At 64.0% G+C, this 20186-nt stretch carries 17 protein-coding genes; 5 read left to right on the forward strand and 12 right to left on the reverse strand.

What is annotated here, in order from left to right; all coding sequences use genetic code 11:
• Positions 1-49: 49 nt before the first annotated feature.
• The 3 genes from JQ587_RS12970 to uraD are packed head-to-tail and all read left to right on the forward strand — an operon-like array spanning position 50 to position 2291.
• Positions 50-463, forward strand: coding sequence for a DUF3830 family protein (locus JQ587_RS12970; RefSeq protein ID WP_212425524.1), 414 nt, complete (start codon positions 50-52; stop codon positions 461-463).
• The gene (gene puuE, locus JQ587_RS12975; RefSeq protein WP_212425525.1) at positions 464-1399 is read left to right on the forward strand and encodes an allantoinase PuuE; all 936 of its coding nucleotides are present in this window, start codon (positions 464-466) and stop codon (positions 1397-1399) included.
• 4 nt (positions 1400-1403) lie between these two features.
• Positions 1404-2291 carry a 2-oxo-4-hydroxy-4-carboxy-5-ureidoimidazoline decarboxylase gene (uraD, locus tag JQ587_RS12980; protein WP_212425570.1) on the forward strand — a complete coding sequence of 296 codons (888 nt, stop codon included), beginning with the start codon at positions 1404-1406 and terminating at the stop codon, positions 2289-2291.
• On the opposite strand, the gene JQ587_RS12985 is transcribed toward uraD, so the two are convergent.
• Both JQ587_RS12985 and JQ587_RS12990 read right to left on the reverse strand, forming a co-directional pair.
• Complete coding sequence (locus tag JQ587_RS12985) at positions 2288-5014, reverse strand: molybdopterin-dependent oxidoreductase (protein ID WP_212425526.1); 2727 nt, start codon at positions 5012-5014, stop codon at positions 2288-2290. The genes uraD and JQ587_RS12985 overlap by 4 nt on opposite strands.
• Complete coding sequence (locus tag JQ587_RS12990) at positions 5011-5838, reverse strand: FAD binding domain-containing protein (protein ID WP_212425527.1); 828 nt, start codon at positions 5836-5838, stop codon at positions 5011-5013. The genes JQ587_RS12985 and JQ587_RS12990 overlap by 4 nt, the downstream gene beginning before the upstream one ends.
• 153 nt (positions 5839-5991) lie before the next feature.
• On the opposite strand from JQ587_RS12990, the gene JQ587_RS12995 reads away from it, so the two are divergent.
• Complete coding sequence (locus JQ587_RS12995) at positions 5992-7341, forward strand: 8-oxoguanine deaminase (RefSeq protein WP_212425528.1); 1350 nt, start codon at positions 5992-5994, stop codon at positions 7339-7341.
• 103 nt (positions 7342-7444) lie between these two features.
• On the opposite strand, the gene JQ587_RS13000 is transcribed toward JQ587_RS12995, so the two are convergent.
• The 4 genes from JQ587_RS13000 to JQ587_RS13015 all read right to left on the reverse strand — a co-directional run bounded on the left by JQ587_RS13000 (position 7445) and on the right by JQ587_RS13015 (position 12151).
• Positions 7445-8521, reverse strand: coding sequence for a BMP family ABC transporter substrate-binding protein (locus JQ587_RS13000; RefSeq protein ID WP_212301418.1), 1077 nt, complete (start codon positions 8519-8521; stop codon positions 7445-7447).
• 79 nt (positions 8522-8600) lie between these two features.
• Entirely contained in the window at positions 8601-9518 is a 918-nt protein-coding gene (locus tag JQ587_RS13005) for an ABC transporter permease (protein ID WP_212301417.1), read from the reverse strand.
• Positions 9505-10596 (reverse strand): ABC transporter permease, encoded by a 1092-nt coding sequence (locus tag JQ587_RS13010; protein ID WP_212425529.1) that lies wholly within the window; start codon positions 10594-10596, stop codon positions 9505-9507. Before JQ587_RS13010 ends, JQ587_RS13005 begins: the two co-directional genes overlap by 14 nt.
• Positions 10580-12151, reverse strand: a complete 1572-nt coding sequence (locus JQ587_RS13015; RefSeq protein ID WP_212301415.1) for an ABC transporter ATP-binding protein — start codon at positions 12149-12151, stop codon at positions 10580-10582. Before JQ587_RS13015 ends, JQ587_RS13010 begins: the two co-directional genes overlap by 17 nt.
• Before the next feature lie 573 nt (positions 12152-12724).
• On the opposite strand from JQ587_RS13015, the gene JQ587_RS13020 reads away from it, so the two are divergent.
• Positions 12725-13831 carry a hypothetical protein gene (locus JQ587_RS13020; protein WP_212301414.1) on the forward strand — a complete coding sequence of 369 codons (1107 nt, stop codon included), beginning with the start codon at positions 12725-12727 and terminating at the stop codon, positions 13829-13831.
• Between the two features lie 123 nt (positions 13832-13954).
• Here the strand turns inward: JQ587_RS13020 and JQ587_RS13025 are convergent, their stop codons facing one another.
• From JQ587_RS13025 to JQ587_RS13050, 6 genes are read right to left on the reverse strand one after another with little or no spacing between them, the layout of a single operon-like run.
• Positions 13955-14440 carry a nucleoside deaminase gene (locus tag JQ587_RS13025; RefSeq protein ID WP_212425530.1) on the reverse strand — a complete coding sequence of 162 codons (486 nt, stop codon included), beginning with the start codon at positions 14438-14440 and terminating at the stop codon, positions 13955-13957.
• A gap of 13 nt (positions 14441-14453) precedes the next feature.
• Complete coding sequence (locus JQ587_RS13030; RefSeq protein ID WP_212425531.1) at positions 14454-15986, reverse strand: ABC transporter ATP-binding protein; 1533 nt, start codon at positions 15984-15986, stop codon at positions 14454-14456.
• Positions 15983-16666, reverse strand: a complete 684-nt coding sequence (gene biuH, locus JQ587_RS13035; RefSeq protein WP_212301411.1) for a biuret amidohydrolase — start codon at positions 16664-16666, stop codon at positions 15983-15985. Before biuH ends, JQ587_RS13030 begins: the two co-directional genes overlap by 4 nt.
• A gap of 11 nt (positions 16667-16677) precedes the next feature.
• Complete coding sequence (locus tag JQ587_RS13040) at positions 16678-17604, reverse strand: ABC transporter permease (protein ID WP_212301410.1); 927 nt, start codon at positions 17602-17604, stop codon at positions 16678-16680.
• Entirely contained in the window at positions 17604-18716 is a 1113-nt protein-coding gene (locus JQ587_RS13045) for an ABC transporter permease (RefSeq protein WP_212425532.1), read from the reverse strand. The genes JQ587_RS13040 and JQ587_RS13045 overlap by 1 nt, the downstream gene beginning before the upstream one ends.
• Positions 18713-19825: a BMP family ABC transporter substrate-binding protein gene (locus JQ587_RS13050; RefSeq protein WP_212301408.1), complete on the reverse strand. Its 1113-nt coding sequence runs from the start codon at positions 19823-19825 to the stop codon at positions 18713-18715. The genes JQ587_RS13045 and JQ587_RS13050 overlap by 4 nt, the downstream gene beginning before the upstream one ends.
• Positions 19826-20186: the final 361 nt, after the last annotated feature.

A 20186-nucleotide genomic window follows, 5' to 3' on the forward strand; every position in this document is an offset into this window, starting at 1 on the left:
CTTGGAAGCTTCCGCGGGGCGAACATCGTCCCCGACCCCGAGAAATGAGATGAGCAAACTCGTTATTCGCGCCGGTGATTTCACCTTCGATGCTCGCTTCGAGGAGCAGGCGGCGCCCAAGACCGTCGCGGCATTCCGCAAGACACTGCCGTTCGAGAGCCACATCATCCATGTGCGCTGGAGCGGCGAAGGCGTCTGGATGCCGCTCGGCGATCTCGATTTCGGCGTCGGCTATGAGAACCACACCAGCTATCCCGCGCCGGGACAGATCATCCTCTATCCCGGCGGCATCAGCGAGACCGAGATCCTGATGGCGTATGGTGGCGTCCGCTTTGCAAGCAAAATGGGCCAACTCGCCGGCAATCACTTCATCACGGTGACCTCCGATCTGGAGAACCTGGCAACACTGGGCAAGAGCGTGCTGTGGAAGGGCGCGTTGCCGATCCGCTTCGAGGAAATCTGAGTGACCGATACAAGCTACCCGCGCGATCTCCGCGGCTACGGCCGCAATCCGCCGCATCCGCAATGGCCTGGCAACGCGCGGGTCGCGGTGCAGTTCGTGGTCAATTTCGAGGAGGGCGGCGAGAACAACATTTTGCATGGCGACCGCGCCTCCGAAGCGTTCCTCTCCGACGTGCTCGGCGCACAGCCCTGGCCGGGCCAGCGTCACGCCAATATCGAATCCATGTTCGAATATGGCTCGCGCGCCGGCTTCTGGCGGCTGTGGCGGATGTTCAGCGAACGCAAATGGCCGACTACCGTGTTCGGCGTCGCCACCGCGCTGAAGCGCAATCCGGAAATCGTCGCGGCGATGAAGGAGGCGGGCTGGGACATCGCGAGCCACAGCCTGAAGTGGATCGAGCACAAGGACATGACGGAAGCGCAGGAGCGCGCCGAGATTGCCGAGTCGATTCGTGTCCACACCGAGGCCACCGGTGCGCGGCCGCTCGGCTGGTATACCGGACGCTCGTCGATCAACACCAACCGTCTGCTGATGGAGGAGGGCGGTTTCCTCTATCTATGCGACTCATACGCCGACGACCTGCCCTATTGGGTCAAGGGCACGAACGGCAAGCAGCTCATCATTCCCTACACGCTCGACGCCAACGACATGCGGTTCATCAATCCGCAGGGCTTTGCCGAAGGCGAACAATTCTACACCTATCTGAAAGATGCCTTCGACGTGCTCTATGCCGAAGGCGAGACCGCGCCGAAGATGATGTCGGTAGGACTGCACTGCCGTCTCGCCGGTCGGCCCGGACGCGCCGCGGGTCTGATCCGCTTCCTCGACTATATCGGCAAGCATGAGCGCGTCTGGGTGCCGACACGGCTGCAGATCGCACAGCATTGGCACGACAGACACGCGCATCTTGCGGCTGATGCCTTCGAGATCCGGTGAGGCGATGCCGCTGATCTCGCTCGCTGATCTTAACGCCGCAAGCAAGGCCGATTTCGTCGCCGCGCTCGCCAATGTCGTCGAATATTCGCCCTGGATTGCCGAGCAACTGGCGGCGCAGCGGCCGTTTGCCGGCATCAATCAGCTGCACGCCGCGCTGATGGCGGCGATCCAGGCTGCCGAACCCGACGTGCAGCTGGCGTTGATCCGGGCGCATCCCGATCTCGCCAACAAGACTCAGCGGGCCGCGGGCCTGACGGCGGAATCGACCGACGAGCAGAACAGCGCCGGCCTCGACCGGCTGTCGGAGGCCGAATACACGGCGTTCGAGCGCGTCAACAATGCCTATCGTGAAAAGTTTGGCTTCCCCTATGTCGTCTGCGTGCGGCGCCACACCAAGGATTCCGTGCTGCACGATTTCGAGGCGCGCCTGCGCAATATCGCGAAGACCGAGACGCGCCGCGCGATCGAGGAGATCGGCCGCATCTCGGCGCTGCGGCTCGATCAGCTTGTCGTCGCCGACGACAAGCTGAAAGTGCATGGCCGTCTCTCGACGCACGTGCTGGACAATCATGCCGGCAAGCCTGCAGCGGGGATCGCGGTGGAGCTTGTCGAACTCGCAAGCCTCGGCGAGAGCCGCGTGATCGCGCGCGCTGTCACCAATGCGGACGGCCGCACTGATCAGCCGCTGATCGGCGGTCGCCCGCTGCCGATCGGCCGCTACGAGTTGCGGTTCAACGTCGCCAAATATTTCGCCGAGCGCAACGTGCAGCTCCCCGATCCGCCATTCCTCGACGAGATCCCGCTGCGGTTCGCGATCAGCGAGCCCGAGGGCCACTATCACGTGCCCCTGCTGGTGACGCCCTGGAGCTATTCGACCTATCGCGGGAGCTAGTCGCCGAACTTCGCGTGCAGGGCCGGAAACAGCCGGTCCGGCTTGAACGGCGGTGCGGTGAAGCGGATCCCCGTGGCATCGGCAATCGCGTTGCCGAGCGCGGCGGCAACCGGATTGTACGGACTCTCGCTCATCGACTTCGCGCCGAGTGGCCCGATGGTGTCGGACGTCTCGGCGAAGAAGACCTCGGTGCGCGGCACATCCGCGAAGGATGGCAGATGGTAATCGCGGAATTTGGGATTGGTGACGCGTCCATCCGCATCGATCACCATCTCCTCGTAGAGCGCCGCACCTAGCGCCTGGGCCACTCCGCCCTCGACCTGGCCGCGGCACTGCATGGGATTGGCGACGACGCCAGCATCGGCAGCCTGCACGCTCCTCAAGATTTTGATCTCGCCGGTGCCTTTGTTCACGGCGACACGAAAACCGTGCACGTTGAAGCCCACCGAGCGCGGCGTTCCCTCGGAATTACCGTGCGCCGCGAGCGGTCGGCCGCCTTCGCGGGCGAGCTTCGCCAGCTCGGCAAAGGACATGCGCCGCACGCCGCTGACGACGAATTCACCGTCGAGGATGCAAGTCCCGACATCACAAAGCCACGCGCCGGCAGCGGCCGCCTTCAGCTCGGTCGCAAGTTGCATCGCGGCAGCCTGCGTGGCCTTGCCGGCCACGAAGATGCCGGTGCTGCCATAGGCGCCGGTGTCGTGGCCGCCATGCGCGGTATCCGACTGGCGCAGGCGGATCCTGTCGACGGTGGTCGCGAGTATCGTCGCTGCGATCTGCCGGTGCACGGTGCTGGTGCCGTTACCGAACTCGGCGGTGCCGACGGTGAGATCGAAACCGCCATCGTCGTTGAGGGCGATCATCGCGTCCGCGATGTGGCCGGCGGGCGGCACCGTGTCGATCATGGTCAGCGCGACGCCGTCGCCGGTCAGCCATTCCGCGGGCAGCTCGGGCTGCGGCTGATCGGCCTGCATCGCGCGCTCGACAAGATCGATGCACTGGTCGAGCCCGTAGGACCCGTAGAGCACGTCGTGATAATCGGACGGCGGCGGCGACAGCATGGGATCGCCGTCCCGGATGATGTTGCGCCGGCGCATGTCGTAGGGGCTGATGCCGAGCTGCTTTGCCAGCTCGTCGATCGCAGCTTCCACCGCGATCAGGCTCTGCGGCAGGCCATAACCGCGAAACGCGCCCGCCGGGACGGTATTGGTGTAGACGACGAAACCGTCGACCCGCTTGTTCGGGCAGTTGTAGACAGCAATGGATTCCGACACCGCGTGGAACATCACGGAGCCGCCGTGATTGCCGTAGGCGCCCGTATTGGAGAGCACGTCGAGCTGCAGCGCGGTGAGCTTGCCATCGGCATCGGCGCCGGCCTTGACGTGAACCCGCATCGGATGCCGCGTCGAGGTCGCGATGAACTGCTCCTCGCGGGTGAGCTCGAGCTTGACCGGCCGCCCGGTTTTTAGCGCGGCCAGCGCCAGAATATCCTCGACGAACATTTCCTGCTTGCCGCCAAAGCCGCCGCCGACGCGCTCGCAGAACACGCGGACTTTGTCCGCGGGAAGTCCAAAGATGTCCGAAAGCGCGCGCCGGGTCAGGAACGGCACCTGCGTCGAGGTGCGGACGTTGAGCGTTCCGCCCTCATCCAGCCACGCAAGGCCGCCATGGGTCTCCAGCGCCGCGTGCTGCACGCGATGGCTGTGAAAGGTGGCCTCGTATGTGACTGCGGATGTGGCGAGTGATGCTGCGACGTCGCCGAACTCGCCATGGATCTCCGCGACAAGATTGCGTTGCGCGTCGGCAACGCGGTTCGCGCTGGTGCGATCAGGGTGAACGAGCGGCGCGCCCGGCGTCATCGCCTGCTCAGGGTCAATCAGCGCAGGCAAGATCTCGTAGTCGACCTTCAGCCTTCGGCAGGCTTCCTCGGCCGCGCCCTCGCTCTCGGCGACGATGGCCGCGACCTTTTGGCCGATGAACCGGACGACATTGTCGAGGATCCGGGTGTCCTCAGGGTCCATCCAGTCCTTCTCGTGCCGCGCCGTCGAGAACAGCACGGAAGGTGCGTCCTCATGCGTCAGGATGGCGTGCACGCCGGGGACAATCATCGCGGCCGATCTGTCGATCGCGACGATTTTGGCATGCGCATGCGGCGAGCGCAGCAGCTTGACGTGCAGCAGGCCGTCGATCTCTGTATCGAACGTGTAGCGCGCCGTGCCGCGGACGACGTCGGGGCCTGCGGGTGCTGGCAGGTTGCGGCCGAACGCGTCGCCGGCCTCGACGCATCCCTCGACATTGGTCTTGCCGTGGATTGCGTCCTCAATCGCGCGATAGCCGGTGCAGCGGCAGATGTTGCCCTTCAGCGCGTCGCCGAGATCGGTCCGCTGCGCCTGGTTCAGCGCGGCGCAGGTCAGGATCATGCCGGCGGTGCAGAAGCCGCATTGGAAGCCTTGCGCGTCGAGGAAGGCCTGCTGCATCGGGTGCATACCGCCGTCAGCAGCGAGTCCTTCGATCGTGGTGATCGCGCGCCCCTCCGCGCGAAACGCCGGGATCAAACAGCTGTGCATCGGCTCACCGTCGAGCAGAACGGTGCAGGCGCCGCAATCGCCGGCGTCGCAGCCTTTCTTCACTCCCAACTGGCCGAGCTCCCGCAGGAACGTACGCAGGCATTGGCCTGCGCGCGGCGCTTGCGGAAAGTTCGTGCCGTTGACCTCGAAGCTCATGGCGTCGTTGCACCCAGGAGTTCGGCCCGGATCTCCTCGGCCAGTCGCAGCGTCATGTGCTTGCGCCAGAAGGGTTTGCCATGAATGTCGGTATGATAGAGATCGTCAGTGATTTCGTCGGCGATGGCGGTGCGAAGCGTGCTCGCATCGGGCGCTATTGGAAATGACAGCAGGATCGGGCGCACGGTCGATGCGGTCACGGTCAGCTTCAGCACGCCGGTGCCATCGAGGCTCCCGATCAGAAGCGCTGCCGAGCGGCCGACCGGCGCAAGCGAGATCTGACGAAACGCGAAGCGGCGTTTCAGTGCAGCAATTGGAATGTCGATCTGCCGCAGCAGGTCGCCCGGCGAGAGGCGGTTGCGCTGATTACCCGTGACGAATTCGGCAACGGCAATTCTCTGTTCGCCGCCGCCGGCCTTCCAGATGGTGCAGACGCCGTCGAGTGCGGCGGTAAGCGAGATCATTGGACCCGCCGGCAGCGACATGCAGAGATTGCCGCCCACCGTCGCCGTCTTCCAGATCTTGAAGGAGGCGAGGAAGGCGCGGCAGCATTGGCTGATCAGCGGCGCGGCGAGCCAGTCGGGCGGGCAGGCGAGCGCATCGAGCTGCGAGATCGTGCAGGTGGCGGCGATGCTGAGGTGCCTTTCGGTGATCGCCAGTGCCGGCCATTTCAGATCAGTAAGATCGATCAGCCGCGTGAGGTGGATCTGCGGCTCCGAGAACAGCCACGTGCCGCCCGCGAGCCAAGCATCGCCTGGCGTCCAGGCGGGCAACTGGGCTCGGGTTTGCGGATGGGAGACCGCTGTGATGGTATTCAAGTCCATGGCTGCGATAGCGCCTGCGCCGGGTGATTTGTCACGAGGGAAAGTCTTGCAAGACCAGCGCCAAGTGGCAACAACAAGTCGCGGTAATCACGCTCTCGGGCTGGCCCTTGCCTTGCAGGCCCGTCGTCAGCGGATGTCAGGAGAAGCAGGCGCATGACCGACGCAAGACCGATCTGGATCAGGGATCCCCTGGCTATCCTCGCCGATGGCGCTGGGCGCGGAATCGTCGTGAGGGAGGGCCGCATCGTCGAACTCGTGCCGGCCGGCGGAACGCCCGTGACCGCAGATGTCACGGTGTTTGATGCGCGCGAGCATGTCGTGCTACCGGGCCTCATCAACACCCATCATCATTTTTATCAGACGCTGACCCGGACGCTGCCGGCGGCGATGGATCGCGAGCTGTTCCCCTGGCTCCAGGCGCTGTACCCGATTTGGGCCAAGCTGACGCCTGAGGCGCTGGAGCTCGGTGTCACCGTGGCGATGTCCGAGCTGCTGCTGTCGGGCTGCACCACCACGACCGATCATCACTACGTCTTCCCGGCGGGGCTCGAGGAGTCCGTCGATATCGAGGTCGGCGTCGCAAAGCGGCTCGGCGTGCGCGTGCTGCTGACGCGCGGCTCGATGAACCTGTCGCAGCGCGACGGCGGCCTGCCGCCGGATAGCGTCGTGCAGGACGAGGACACCATCCTCGCCGACAGCGCGCGCGTGGTGGCGAGGCATCACCAGCGCGGTGCGGATGCGATGGTGCAGATCGCGCTGGCGCCATGCTCGCCGTTTTCGGTGACGACATCACTGATGCGCGCCACCGCCGAACTCGCCGACAAGCTCGACGTGCGCCTGCACACTCATCTCGCCGAGACCGAGGACGAGAACCAGTTTTGCCAGCAGATGTACGGCTGCCGCCCGCTCGACTATCTCGAACAATGCGGCTGGCTCAATGCGCGAACCTGGCTCGCCCATGGCATCTTTTTCAACGCCGACGAGATGAAACGGCTCGGCAAGGCCAAGACCACCATCAGCCACTGCGCGTGCAGCAACCAGCTGCTGGCCTCCGGCTGCTGCCCGGTCTGCGAGATGGAGGAGGCTGGTGTCGGCATCGGCATCGGCGTCGACGGCTCGGCCTCCAACGATGGATCCAACCTGATGCAGGAGGTGCGCGCGGCCTTCCTGCTGCAGCGGGCGCGCTACGGCGTGAGCAAGGTCAGTCACAGGGATGCGCTGCGCTGGGCGACCCAGGGCTCGGCGGCCTGCGTCGGCCGGCCGGAGCTTGGCGAGATCGCGGTCGGCAAGGCCGCCGACCTCGCGCTATTCAGGCTCGATGAGCTGCGCTTCTCAGGCCACGGCGATCCCTTGGCCGCATTGGTGCTGTGTGGGGCGTATCGGGCCGATCGGGTGATGGTGGCGGGGAACTGGGCCGTGGTCGACGGCGCGATCCCCGGGATGGACGTCGCCGATCTCGTCCGCCGGCACAGCGCTGCGGCGCGGGCGATGCAGGTGGGATAGGAAAATAGAAGGAGGGGGCGACCACAAGTGCCGGGTGCTTCTGGCCACCCCCTCCGAACCTCCTCCGGGAGGAGCAGGTGATTTAGGCAATGCAAGAAGCGTGCTACTTGCCCGGCAGCTTGTCGTCGATGCCCTTCACGTAGAAATTCATGCCGAGAATCTGGCCGTCATCGAGATTGGCGCCGCCCTTGCACTCGATCTCCTTGCCGTCCTGCCCAATGACCGGGCATTTGAACGGGTGCAGCTTGCCGGCGGTGATCGCCGCCTGGGCATCCTCGGCGATCTTTTTCACATCGTCGGGCATGTTGGTATACGGCGCCATCGCGAACATGTGGCTGTCGAGGCCGCCCCAGGTGTCCTCCGACTTCCAGGTGCCGTCGAGCTCAGCCTTGACGCGGGCGATGTAGTAGGGGCCCCAGGTGTCGAGGATCGAGGTCAGCTGGGTCTTGGGGCCGAACTTGATCATCTCGGAGTCCTGACCGAAGGCAAGCTTGCCGCGTTCGCTGGCGATCTGCATCGCGGCCGGCGAGTCCGTGTGCTGCATGATGACGTCAGCGCCCTGGTCGATCAGCGCCTTCGCAGCGTCGGCTTCCTTGGGCGGATCGAACCAGGTGTTGGCCCAGATGATCTTGACCTTGATGTTGGGGTTGATGGTCTGCGCCGCGAGTATCGTCGCGTTGATGCCGGAGACGACCTCCGGAATTGGGAACGAGCCGATATAGCCGAGCACGCCGGACTTCGACATCTTGGCCGCGATCAGGCCTTGAATGTAGCGGCCCTGATACCATTTCGACGAATACGTCGACATGTTCGCGTTGCGCTTGTAGCCGGTGGCGTGCTCGAAATGCACGTTCGGATATTTCTTGGCGACCTTTAAAGTCGGATCCATATAGCCGAAGGATGTCGTGAAGATCAGCTTGTTGCCGGCGCGGACGAGTTGCTCGATGGCGCGCTCGGCGTCGGGGCCTTCGGGAACTTTTTCGAGATACGTGACCTCGATCTTGTCGCCGAGCTCCTTCTCGAGCGCCAGGCGTCCTTGATCGTGCTGGTAGGTCCAGCCGAGATCGCCGATCGGACCGAGGTAAATGAAACCGACTTTCAATTTGTCGGCAGCGGAGGCTGCGCTAACGCTCCCGGCAAGCAGAAGGCCAGTTGCCAGCGCAAGAAGTGATTTCCTCATCATCAATCTCCAAACATCAGGGGAAAGCCACGATCCGCAACCTGCGCGCCCCATCGCGCACGCTGTGGAAATGAAAACGCTAACGGTCAGGTACGAACACGGTGCCCAGCGCGGCCGGTGCGGTCGAGCCGCCAGTCCGCGCGCGGGAGAGCAGGACCAGCACGATGACGGTCGCGAGATACGGCAGCGCCGACATGAATTGCGAGGGAATGCCGACACCCCAGCCTTGCGCATGCAACTGGAGGATCGTGACCGCGCCGAACAGGTAGGCGCCGACCACGAGCCGGCCCGGTCGCCAGGATGCGAACACGACCAGCGCCAGCGCGATCCAGCCGCGGCCCGCGGTCATGCCTGGAATGAAGAACGGCGTATAGGCGAGCGGCAGATAGGCTCCCGCAAGCCCGGCGCAGGCACCACCGAACATCACCGCAAAGGTGCGAATGCGCAGCACGGGATAGCCGAGCGCATGTGCCGAGACGTGGTTGTCGCCGCAGGCACGCAGGATCAATCCCGCGCGGGTGCGGTAGAGGAACCACCAGACGCCGATGATGAGTACGATGGAGAAATAGACGAAGGCGTCTTCGCCGAACAGCACGCGGCCGATCAGGGGAATCTCGGTAAGGCCGGGAATGGCAAGATGCGCCGCCGGCGTGATGCGTTCGCCAACGAAGCCCGCACCGATCAGGCCGGACAGGCCGATGCCGAAGATGGTCAGTGCCAATCCCGTGGCGACCTGGTTGACGGCGAGGCCAAGCGCCATGAGGGCGAAGATCAGCGACATCAGCGTGCCCGCGACCATGCCGAACAGCGCGCCGATGAAGATTGATCCGGTCAACCACGCGCCGGCAAAGCCGCAAGCGGCGCCCACGATCATCATGCCTTCAACGCCGAGGTTGAGCACGCCGGAACGTTCGGTGACGAGCTCACCCGTTGCCGCGATCAGGAGTGGTGTCGAGGCGGCGAGCACCGATAGGATGATGGCTTCAACCAGTTCCACGAGCCACCTGTCGATTCGGGAAGACCAGCTTGAAACGATAGAGAATGAAGGAATCGCAGGCGAGCACGTAGAACAGCAGGATGCCCTGGAAGACCTTGGTCACGTCCAACGGAATCTTCATTGCGATCTGCGCCTGCTCGCCTCCGATAAAGGTCAGTGCGAGAAAGAGGCCTGCAATAAATATTCCAAGCGGATTCAACCGGCCGAGGAAAGCGACGATGATCGCAGTGAAACCGTAGCCGGGCGAGATGCCGGGCTGGAGATGTCCGACGGGACCGGCGACCTCGATGATACCGGCAAGGCCAGCCAGCGCGCCCGACACCGCGAAGGTCAGGATGATCAGCTGGTTGGCGTTGAAGCCGCCGAACCGCGCCGCGCGCGGGGCAGCACCGACCACGCGGATCTCGAATCCCTTGATGGTGCGCCCGAGCAGGATCGCAGCCGCTGCGACGACGAGCAGCGCGATGATCGAGCCGAGATGCAGCCGGCCGCCTTCGATCAGAAGCGGCACGGTCGCGACGGAATCGAACTCCGCCGTGGTCGGGAAGTTGAAGCCATTCGGGTCACGCCAGGGACCGCGCACGAGATAGTCGAGGAAGAGGTCGGCGACATAGACCAGCATCAGGCTGGTCAGGATCTCGCTCGCGCCGAACCTCACCCTGCAGATCGCCGGGATCAGCGCATAGAGCGCGCCCGCGGCTGCGGCGAGCACGAGCATCGCCGGCAGCACCCAGACGCCGGCGTCGGTGCCTTGCGTCTTGACCGCGATCCAGCTTCCAGCAACGGCGCCGATCAAAAATTGTCCCTCGGCACCGATGTTCCAGGCATTGGCGATATAACAGAGCGCCAACCCGATCGCGATCATCACCAGCGGCGTCGCCTTCACCGCGATTTCCTGGAGCGAATAGCTGTCGGTCAGGGGCGCGATGAAATAGGCATGCAAGGCGAGGAGGGGATTCTTGCCGAGGACCGCAAACAGGATGGTCATGGTCACGATCGTCAGGCCGATCGCAACCAGCGGGGAGACCAGCGCGATCGTGTTGGAGCGCTCAGTTCGTTTCTCAAGCACCAACTGCATGCGCGGCCTCCTTCGGCTCGAGGCTGCTGCCGCCCATGAGAAGACCAAGCTTCTCGCGTGTTGCATCGCGCGTGGCGAGTGGCTCCGACAGACGGCCGTGGAACATCACGGCGATGCGATCGGCGATCTCGACGAGCTCGTCGAGATCCTGGCTGGTCACCAGCACGGCGGCGCCTGCCGTTGCGAGATCAAGCAATGCTTGGCGGATGACTGCGGCGGCGCCGGCATCGACGCCCCAGGTCGGCTGGCTGACCACCAACACGGCCGGGTTGCGCAGGATCTCGCGGCCGACGATGAATTTTTGCAGGTTGCCGCCGGAAAGGGATGCCGCTTCCGGATCCCGCTTGGCCTTGCGCACATCAAAGGTCTCGGTCGCGCGGTCCACTGTCTCCAGCGTGGCCGCCGTGTCGATGAAACCGTGGCTGACCATGCCGCTGGCGGCGTGCCCCGTCAGGAGTGCGTTTTCCGATAGCTTCATGCGGGGGGCAGTGCCATGGCCGAGCCGCTCCTCCGGCACGAAGGCTGCGCCGAGCTTGCGCCGCTTGGTGATCGAGAGGTGGCCGGCGGCGATACCTTCGATGACGACCGTGCCGGGATCCTTCGACAGCCGCTCGCCGGACAATGCGGCAAACAGCTCGTCCTGGCCATTGCCGGCGACACCGGCGATGCCGAGGATTTCGCCGCCCTTCAGCTCGAACGAGATATGCTGGAGTCGCACACCGTGCGCCTCTTCGGGGGTGAGCGAGAGATCGTTGACGACCAGGCGCGGTATCGTGGTCTGACGGCTCGCGGCCGATTTCACTTCCCTGATCTCGCCGCCAACCATCATGCGTGCGAGCGAGGCGGCGGTCTCGAGCCGGGGATTGCAGGTCTGGATTTTCCTGCCCCCGCGCAGGATCGTGGCAGTGTCGCAGAGCCGCTTCACCTCCTCGAGCTTGTGGCTGATGTAGAGGATAGCGCGGCCTTCAGCCTTGAGCCGCTCCAGCACGAGGAAGAGCTGGTCGGCTTCCTGCGGCGTCAGGACGGCAGTGGGCTCGTCCAGGATCAGGAATTTCGGATCTTGCATCAGCGCGCGGACGATCTCGATGCGCTGGCGCTCGCCGACGGAGAGCTGCCAGACCTCGCGCCTGGGATCGAGCGGCAGGCCATAGGTCTTCGACACTTGCTCCAGCCGCGCCGACATGTCTCTGAAGGATTCCTTGCCGTCGAGGCCGAGCGCGACATTCTCCGCCACGGTCAGATTGTCGAACAGCGAGAAGTGCTGGAACACCATGCCGATGCCGCGGCTGCGCGCCTCGGACGGGCCGGACAGCACGATCGGTGTGCCCCGCCAGAGGATCTCGCCGGCGCTCGGCTGGATCAGCCCATAGATCGCCTTCACCAGCGTCGACTTGCCGGCGCCGTTTTCGCCCAGCAGCGCGTGGATCTCCTTGGGCCAGATGTCGATGTTGATGGAATCGTTGGCAAGGAAATCCCCATAACGCTTGGTGAGCCCGACCGTGCTGAGCAACGGGGACTCGCCGGAATGCAGGCCGTTAGGCGTCGGATCTAACATTCGTTGATACGCTGGCATGGGATGACATGCCTCAATAGTGGGCTAGTTTGAACCGGTGCGTAAGGTGTGAAAAAGCGTCATCCCTTGCCCAACGCTTCGGCAGGAAGCTTGGTATCGCGAGTCGCGGCCGCTTCCAGGCCTATTCGGTCCTTGGACGGCCGGTGATCTCGCCTTCCGCACTGCGGCTGTTGCAAATTTGTGACGGTCTACGCCAAATCGGAACTCGTTGTGCAGGGCTTGATGTGAAGTTGAGCAAATTCGCATCGTCGCTCGCAAGCTTCGGCCGGTGGTGACGGCGATCGTCTCCGATCGTTGCGGTCGAATTGTTGTTTCAGCGCAAAAGGCAAGCGGAATCAAACGGGAATGTTCGGCAATGGCATCCGCCTGCTGCTGTCGATCGTCGGGAAGGCTGCCGCATAAAATCCCGTAAGATTTGGCTGCGTCACGCCGCGCGCTGCCGAAACAAGCGGCATGCCTTGAAAAAAGTTGAGGCTTCTCACCACGGGACTTCGGCGCAAGGGTCGCATCCAAGGGACGTTCATTTCTGCGCGTCCGAACTTGGGGGTTTTCAGGATGTCGTTTCGTTTCAAGGCAATTGCAGCAACGGCGCTGTCACTTGCTACGCTGGCCATCGGTGGCTGGGCTCACGCGGCGGATCTGCCGGTCAAGGCGGCCAAGAAGGCGGCCGACCTACCGTTCTTCCTAGTGATCGACAACCGCGTGTCGTTCTCCTGGATGCCCAAGGGCACCGACCCCGGCATGTGGAGCGTCCGTCCCGACGGCAGCATCAACGGCACCACCGCCAAGCAGGTCTACTCCTTCACGCACTTCGACCTCTGGGCCTACGGCACCAACTTCTTCACCATCTCGATGTTCAAGTCGGGCCATAACGATCCTGCTTCTCCCTGCACCGCGCCCGGCGTGACCATCACCGGCGGCGCCGGCGACTGCGCCGGTGCAACTGAGATCTATGGCCTGTTCCGCTCGACCTTGGGCTGGAACGAGCTGTTCAATACCAAGACCTTCACCATGGGTCCGCTGCACAACATTTCGTTCGAAGTCGGCATGGACGGCAACAGCGAGAACACCTTCCTCGCACCCGCCAAGCGCGATGTCGTCGCCGGTCTGCAATTCGCCTTCGACCTTCCCTACAAGGGCTATATCAACGTCGCTCCGTTGATGTACTGGGAGTTCTCGAACCACAACGCCTTCACGCAGTGCGGCCTGTTCGGCGCGGGTACGCCCGGCGTGACCTGTAACTCCGACGGCAACGTCAGCTACAACCCGACATGGGCTGTCGAGATCAACTACTACATGGATCTCGGATTCCTGCCGCCGAACATGCAGTTCTGGTCGATCAGCGGCCGCGCCGGCTGGTATGGCCCGAAGGGCGATTCGAACGGCCTTGCTGCGCTCTCAGGTATCGGCCGGTTCTCGACCGCCTCGAAGACCGAGCTGAACAGCGAACCGATCCGCCTGACCCTTGACGCGTCGAAGGCGGTCTGGGGCGACAAGTACTCACACTTCGTCGACCTCTGGGTCGCCTATCGCTACTGGCAGAACAAGTTCGGCCTCGACCATAACGCCATGCCGGGCGTCTGCACGGTCGCCGCGACCGGCCAGAGCACCAAGAGCTGCACCGAGTCCACGGTCTACGGGGGCGTCACCGTGAAGTTCTGATGGGTACGCAGGCGTGGCGCTGCGCGGGACTGCGCGGCGCCAGTCGTGTAGGGTAGGGCGACTTGTCCGCCGTGGCTCGAAGAGCGAAGGCGGAAGCCTGCGATCTCGAGTTCGTGGCATTGTCTACTTCTTCCACACGCCCTCGTGCAGCGCTTCGGCCTCGTTCTCAAGCAGCGGCCCCACCACCTTCGTCGGCCGCTGGCCGCTCGCAAACACCTCACGGCAGGGCAGGTCGAGCGTCGGGTTCTCCGGGTGGTTGCCAGTGACGCCGCGCAAGCGGTGTTCGCTGAGGCCGTAGACCACGCGCCCGATGCCGGCCCAGTAGATCGCGCCGGCGCACATCGCGCAGGGCTCGGCGGAGGAATAGAGCGTGGCTTTCGCCAGTACATCGCGACTGAGCCTGCGGCAGGCCTGGGTGGCCGCGAGGCGCTCGGCATGGGCGGTGCCGTCGCGATCCGGCATATAGCCGTTCTCGGCCTCGATCAGCACCATGCCGTCGGCATCGACGACGATGCAGCCAAAGGGGTGGTTGCCATGGGTGAGGGAGCGGCGGGCGACCGCGAAGGATAAACGCAAAAAGTGCTCGTCGCGCTCAATTGCGCCGCTCATCGCTGCTCCAGGGTCAGTGTCCCGCCATATGCCGGCCGACCTCGGTGAGATCGGCTTCGCTGGTCCGTGCTTCATACACGAATTCGCCGTGGAACATCACCACCAGCCGATCGGACAGTTCCAGCAGTTCGTCGAGATCCTCGCTGACCAGCAACACTGCAGCGCCGCGGTTGCGCGCGGCCATGATCTCGGCATGGATCTGCGCCACCGCAGCGAAATCGAGACCGAAGCAGGGATTGGCCGCGATCAGCACTTCGACATCGCCCGCAAGCTCGCGGGCGAGCACGGCGCGCTGGACGTTGCCACCCGAGAGCGCCGAGATCGGTGTCTCCGGAGTGCGGGTCTTGATCTTGTACTGTTCGATCTTCCTCTTGGCGTCGTCACGGAAAGCGCTGCGGTTGAGCCACCAGCCGCCGCTGGCAAAAGGTGCGCGGTCGAATTCGCGGAAGGCGATGTTGTCGGCAACGCTCATGCCACCGACGCAGGCGTTCTTCAGCGGCTCCTCCGGCAGGAGCGACATCTTGTGGCGCCGCATCTCCTCGCGGCTGGCGTGATAGGGATCGCCGGCAACGCGCACTTCGCCGCTTTCGGCTTCGCGCTGACCCGCCAAGACCTCGACCAGCTGCCGCTGGCCGTTGCCGGAGACACCGGCGATGCCGACGATCTCGCCCGCCCGCACGGTGAGGGAGACGTCATGCACGGCGATCGCGCCGGCGTCGTCAAGAGCGCGAACCTTTGCCAACTCCAGTCGTGCTTGTCCGGCTTCGCCTGTGCGCGGCGGCTGCACGGTCAATTCTTCGGCGCCGATCATGGTGCGCGCCATCGCATCCGGCGTGAGCTCCGCGACTTTGCCCGCTCCCGCGAGCTTGCCACGGCGCAGGATCGTGACCTCGTCGGCGAAGGCCATGACCTCGCGAAATTTGTGCGTGATCATCAAAATGGTCAGCTCGCCCCTGACGACCATCTCGCGGAGCATGCCCAGCACCTCGTCCGCTTCTGCCGGCGTCAACACCGACGTCGGCTCGTCCAGGATCAGGAAGCGGCGCTTCAGATAGAGCTGCTTGAGGATCTCGCACTTCTGCCGCTCGCCGGCGGAGATGTCGGACACCTTTGCGGCGAGGGGCACATTGAAGGGCATCCGCGCCAGGAATGCCTCGAGCTCTTTCATCTCCTTCGGCCAGTTCACCACGGCCGGCACGTCGTCGCGCGCCAGCACGAGGTTTTCGGCAACCGTCATGGCCGGCACCAGCGTAAAGTGCTGATAGACCATGCCGAGGCCGAGCGCATGGGCATCCTTCGGATTGGCGATCGCCTGTTCGCGGCCGCCGATGAGGATGTCGCCCTCGGTCGCATGGTAGTAACCCATGATGCATTTGACGAGGGTCGACTTGCCGGCACCGTTCTCGCCGAGCAGTGCGTGGAATGAGCCCGGCCGCACCTTCAGCTCGACGTTATCCAGCGCCAGGAAATCGCCGAAGCGCATCGTCATGGCAATGGCGTCGACGCCGAAGGCGCCGACAAGCGGTGGCGGCTCGCCGATGATCACGAAATCGCTCCGATGAAGGCGTCCGAGGTCGAGACCGCACCGAACACGCCGCCCTGCATCTTGATCATCTTCAGCGCGTGGTCGTGGTTGCTCTTGTCCGTCGCGCCGCAGCAATCGTGCAGCAGCACACATTCGAAGCCGCGATCGTTGGCCTCACGCATGGTGGTGTGGACGCAGACGTCGGTGGTGATGCCTGTGAGCACGATGTTCTCGATGCCGCGCACGCGCAGGATCAGTTCGAGGTCGGTGGCGCAGAAAGAACCCTTGCCGGGCTTGTCGATGATGGGCTCTCCCGGCAGTGGTGCAAGTTCCTCGATGATGTCCCAACCGGGCTCGCCGCGCACCAGGATGCGGCCACAGGGACCGGGATCGCCGATGCCGGCGCCGATCTGGCGCGAGCGCCAGCGCTTGTTGGCTGGAAGATCGGAGAGATCAGGGCGGTGGCCTTCGCGGGTATGGATGATATGAAAACCCTGCCTGCGCATGACCGCGAGCAGCTTTTTGATCGGCTCGATCGGTGCCCGCGTCAGCGAGAGATCATAGCCCATCTTGTCGACATAGCCGCCGACGCCACAGAAATCGGTCTGCATGTCGATGATGATCAGCGCGGTGTTTTGGGGGCGGAGGTCGCCATTGTAGGGCCAGGCGTAGGGCTCGGACTTGATATAGCGCTCGGGCATGATTTCACTCTCTAGCGGGTGATCGACAATTCGGCGGGAGCGCCGGTCAGCGTGCGCTTCGGCGAGCAGGTGATGATCATGATTGCCAGCGTCAGGATGTAGGGTGCAGCGTTGAAGAGGTGGTAGCCGGAGGTGACGCCGACCGATTGCAGTGCTGGTCCGAGTGCCGCGGCGCCGCCGAAGGCGAGCGAGGCCCACAGGCATAGCAGGGGATCCCAGCGCGCGAAGATCACAAGCGCGACCGCGGTGATGCCCTGGCCCGAGGAGAGACCTTCGTTCCAGCTTCCGGGATAGAATAGCGAAAGGAACGAGCCGCCGATGCCGGCAAGAAAGCCGCCGACCATGGTGGCGCGCAGGCGGATCAAGAGCACGGAGTGTCCCATCGCGCGCGCGGCGTCCGAGCTCTCGCCAGCGGTGCGGATCAGCAGGCCCCAGCGCGTGGTGCGGAAGGCCCAATAGAGGATCGGCGCGAGCGCGACGCCGATCAGAAACAGCACGTTGACGCGTAGCGCGGCGCGGACTTGCGGGATATCGCTCCACCAGCCGAAATCGATCGCGGGCAGTCGCGGCGCTGTCGGCTCGATCAGCGGCTTGCCGAGATAGAAGGCAAGGCCGGTGCCGAACAGCATCAAGGCGATCCCGACCGCGACATCGTTGACTCGCGGCAACGAGCAGATGCCGGCATGCAATGCGCCGAGCAGCGCGCCAGTGACACCGGCGGCGAATACGCCGAGCCACGGCGATCCCGTGAGATAGGAGATACCATAGGCGCTCATCGCGCCCATCACGAGCGTGCCTTCGAGGCCGAGATTGATGCGGCCCGAACGCTCGGTGATGCATTCCCCCAGGCTCACGAACAGGAACGGTGTGGAGACACGAATGGCGCCGCCGAGCACGGCGAGCGGGACGGTCCAGAGTCCGATCGATCCGTCTGCCATCAGGATTTTCCCCTCAGGAATCCGATGCGCCCGTAGAGCGCATCGCTGGCGAGCACGAAGACGAAGATGATGCCCTGCAGTACCAGCACAGACGCGTCGGGCAATCCGAGGCGGCGCTGCAACAGGCCGCCGCTGGCGCTGATGCCGCCGAGCAGGATCGCGACCGGAATGATGGCGAGCGGATTTTGCCGTGCGAGGAAGGCGACCAGGATGCCGGTGAAGCCGTAGCCGGCGGCGAGGTTGGCGTTGGTGCGGCCTTGCACGGCGGCGACCTCGACCATGCCAGCAAGACCCGCAGCCCCGCCGGCGAGGAAGCAGATGGTGAGGATGAGCTTACTGACGCCGAGGCCGACGATCTTCGCGGCACGGATGTTACCGCCGGCGACGCGCGCAGCGAAGCCGAACACGGTGTGATAGATCAGGATGTAGGCGGCGATTGCGGCGATCAGGCCGAACACGAGACCCCAATGCACGTCGGTGCCGGGAATCGAGCCGATCATGTTGGCGGCGCCGATCTCGCGGGTCGACGGTTTGTTGAGGCTGGCGGGATCCCGCATCATGCCTTCGACAAGATGATTGAGGATCGCGAGCGCAATGTAGACGAGCAAGAGGCTCGATATCGTCTCGTTGACCCCGCGATACTGCCGCAGCGCGCCCGCCAACGTGATCCACAAGCCGCCGCCGATCACGCCGGTGATGACCATCGCAATCTGCACGAGGAGCGGCGGCATGCCTTGAAGTGCGAGTGCTGCGCCCGTTGCCGACAACGCGCCGATCAGCAGGGCACCTTCGCCGCCGATGATGACCATGCCGAGTTGCGCCGGGAGTGCTGTGCAGAGGGCGGTGAGGATCAGGGGCGCGGCTCGGGTTAGCGTGTTCTGCCAAGAGAACCAGGTGCCGAACGCGCCGTAATACATGTAGAAATAGAGGTCCAGCGGGTTCTTGCCGGACAGCATGACGAAGATGCCGAAGACCACGAGCGCGCCGGCGAGCGCTGCGCCCGGGATCAGGACGTATTCGATCGTGCCGCCGTGGCGCTGGAGGAAGCCCGGGTCGGCGGCCGGGGCAACTGCCCCGACCTCCTCGGCAGATTCCGCTGCTTCCGATGTCACGAAGTCGCTCCGATCACGCCCTCGACGAGATAGTCCATCTTCTCGAGCTCGGGATCCTTCTGGCCGCGATCGGTGCCGGCCGCGATCACCGTCTTGCCCTTGTTGTCGACCAGCCCGCCCTTGAAGATGGCGTAGCCCTCTGCCGACAGGAATTTTGCCTTGACGTCGTCGGCATGCTTGCGCGCTTCGGCGGAGACGACTTCGCCGTAGGGCGACGTCTTGACGATCTCTTCCTTGAGGCCGCCGCGGTAGAAGTTCGGGATGCTCTCGCCGGCGGCGATCATCTTCACGAACTTCGGATAGAGCGCTTCCCAATTCCATTCCGCGCCGGTGAGGTACGCCTTTGGCGCCAGCGGCGACTGGTTGGTGTGATAGCCGCAGACGAAGGCGCCGCGGCGGGCGGCGTTCTCGACCATGGTCTTGGGGCCGTCGACGTGGCAGGTGAGAACGTCGACGCCCTGGTCGATCAGGCTATTGGTGGCCTCGGCTTCCTTGACCGGCATCGACCAGTCGCCGGTGAAGATCACCTGTGTCGTCGCCTTCGGATTGGCGAGCCTGGCGCCGAGCGCGAAGGCGTTGATGTTGCGCAGCACCTGCGGGATCGGCTTGGCGGCGACGAAGCCGAGCTTGCCGCTCTTGGAGGTGTATCCGGCAATGATGCCCGAGATGTACTGGGCTTCGTCGATATAACCGAAATAGCTGCCTGCGTTCTTCGGGTCCTTGTCGGTCCAGAGGCCGCCGCAGTGCTCGAAGTGCAGCTTCGGGTACTTGGCGGCCATCTTGACCATATGCGGATTGTAGTAGCCGAACGAGGTCGGAAAGAGCAGGGTGGCGCCATCGAGATTGATCATGGACTCGATCGTCTTCTCGACCGCGTCTGTCTCGGGCACCTTCTCTTCCTCGACGACCTTGAGGCCCGGAATCTTCTTCAGCGCCGCCGCGCCCTGCGCGTGCGCCTGATTGTAACCGTAGTCGTCACGCGACCCGACATAGATGAAGCCAATGGTCGTCTCGGCCGCGAAGGCCGGGCGCATGCCCGTTGCCGCACCTAGGGTGAGGGCTGCGCCGCCCTGCAAAACTTGACGTCGTGAAATCCTGCCAAAATCCATTGCTCGCTCCCCTTGGCGGGTTGACCGCCTTGACCTCGCGGCTGCGCCGGTCTGGCGAAGCCCGGCTAAGATGTCGCAAGCTTCGTGCCAGAGGCCATGGGGCAAGCAATTTCATGTAAGTCTTTGAAAAAACAAGAGATACGATTGAGGATCGGATCCTGGCCAGGAAGTTGATAGGTCATTTTATAGGCAGTATTCACTGATTGTATGCAAGCTGGTTAAGCAGTCTTAACCAGCTTCTTGCCGGCGAAGAGATTGTGCGTCGCACCGATTCGCGCGCGGAGATCTCTATGCATGACGGAGCTGCCGCCGGCTCGAAGATCGCCCTTGGCTGGATGCGCGAGGGCAGACTGCGGTGCCC

The sequence above is a fragment of the Bradyrhizobium manausense genome (assembly GCF_018130615.1).
GTDB classification, from domain to species: Bacteria; Pseudomonadota; Alphaproteobacteria; order Rhizobiales; family Xanthobacteraceae; genus Bradyrhizobium; species Bradyrhizobium manausense_A.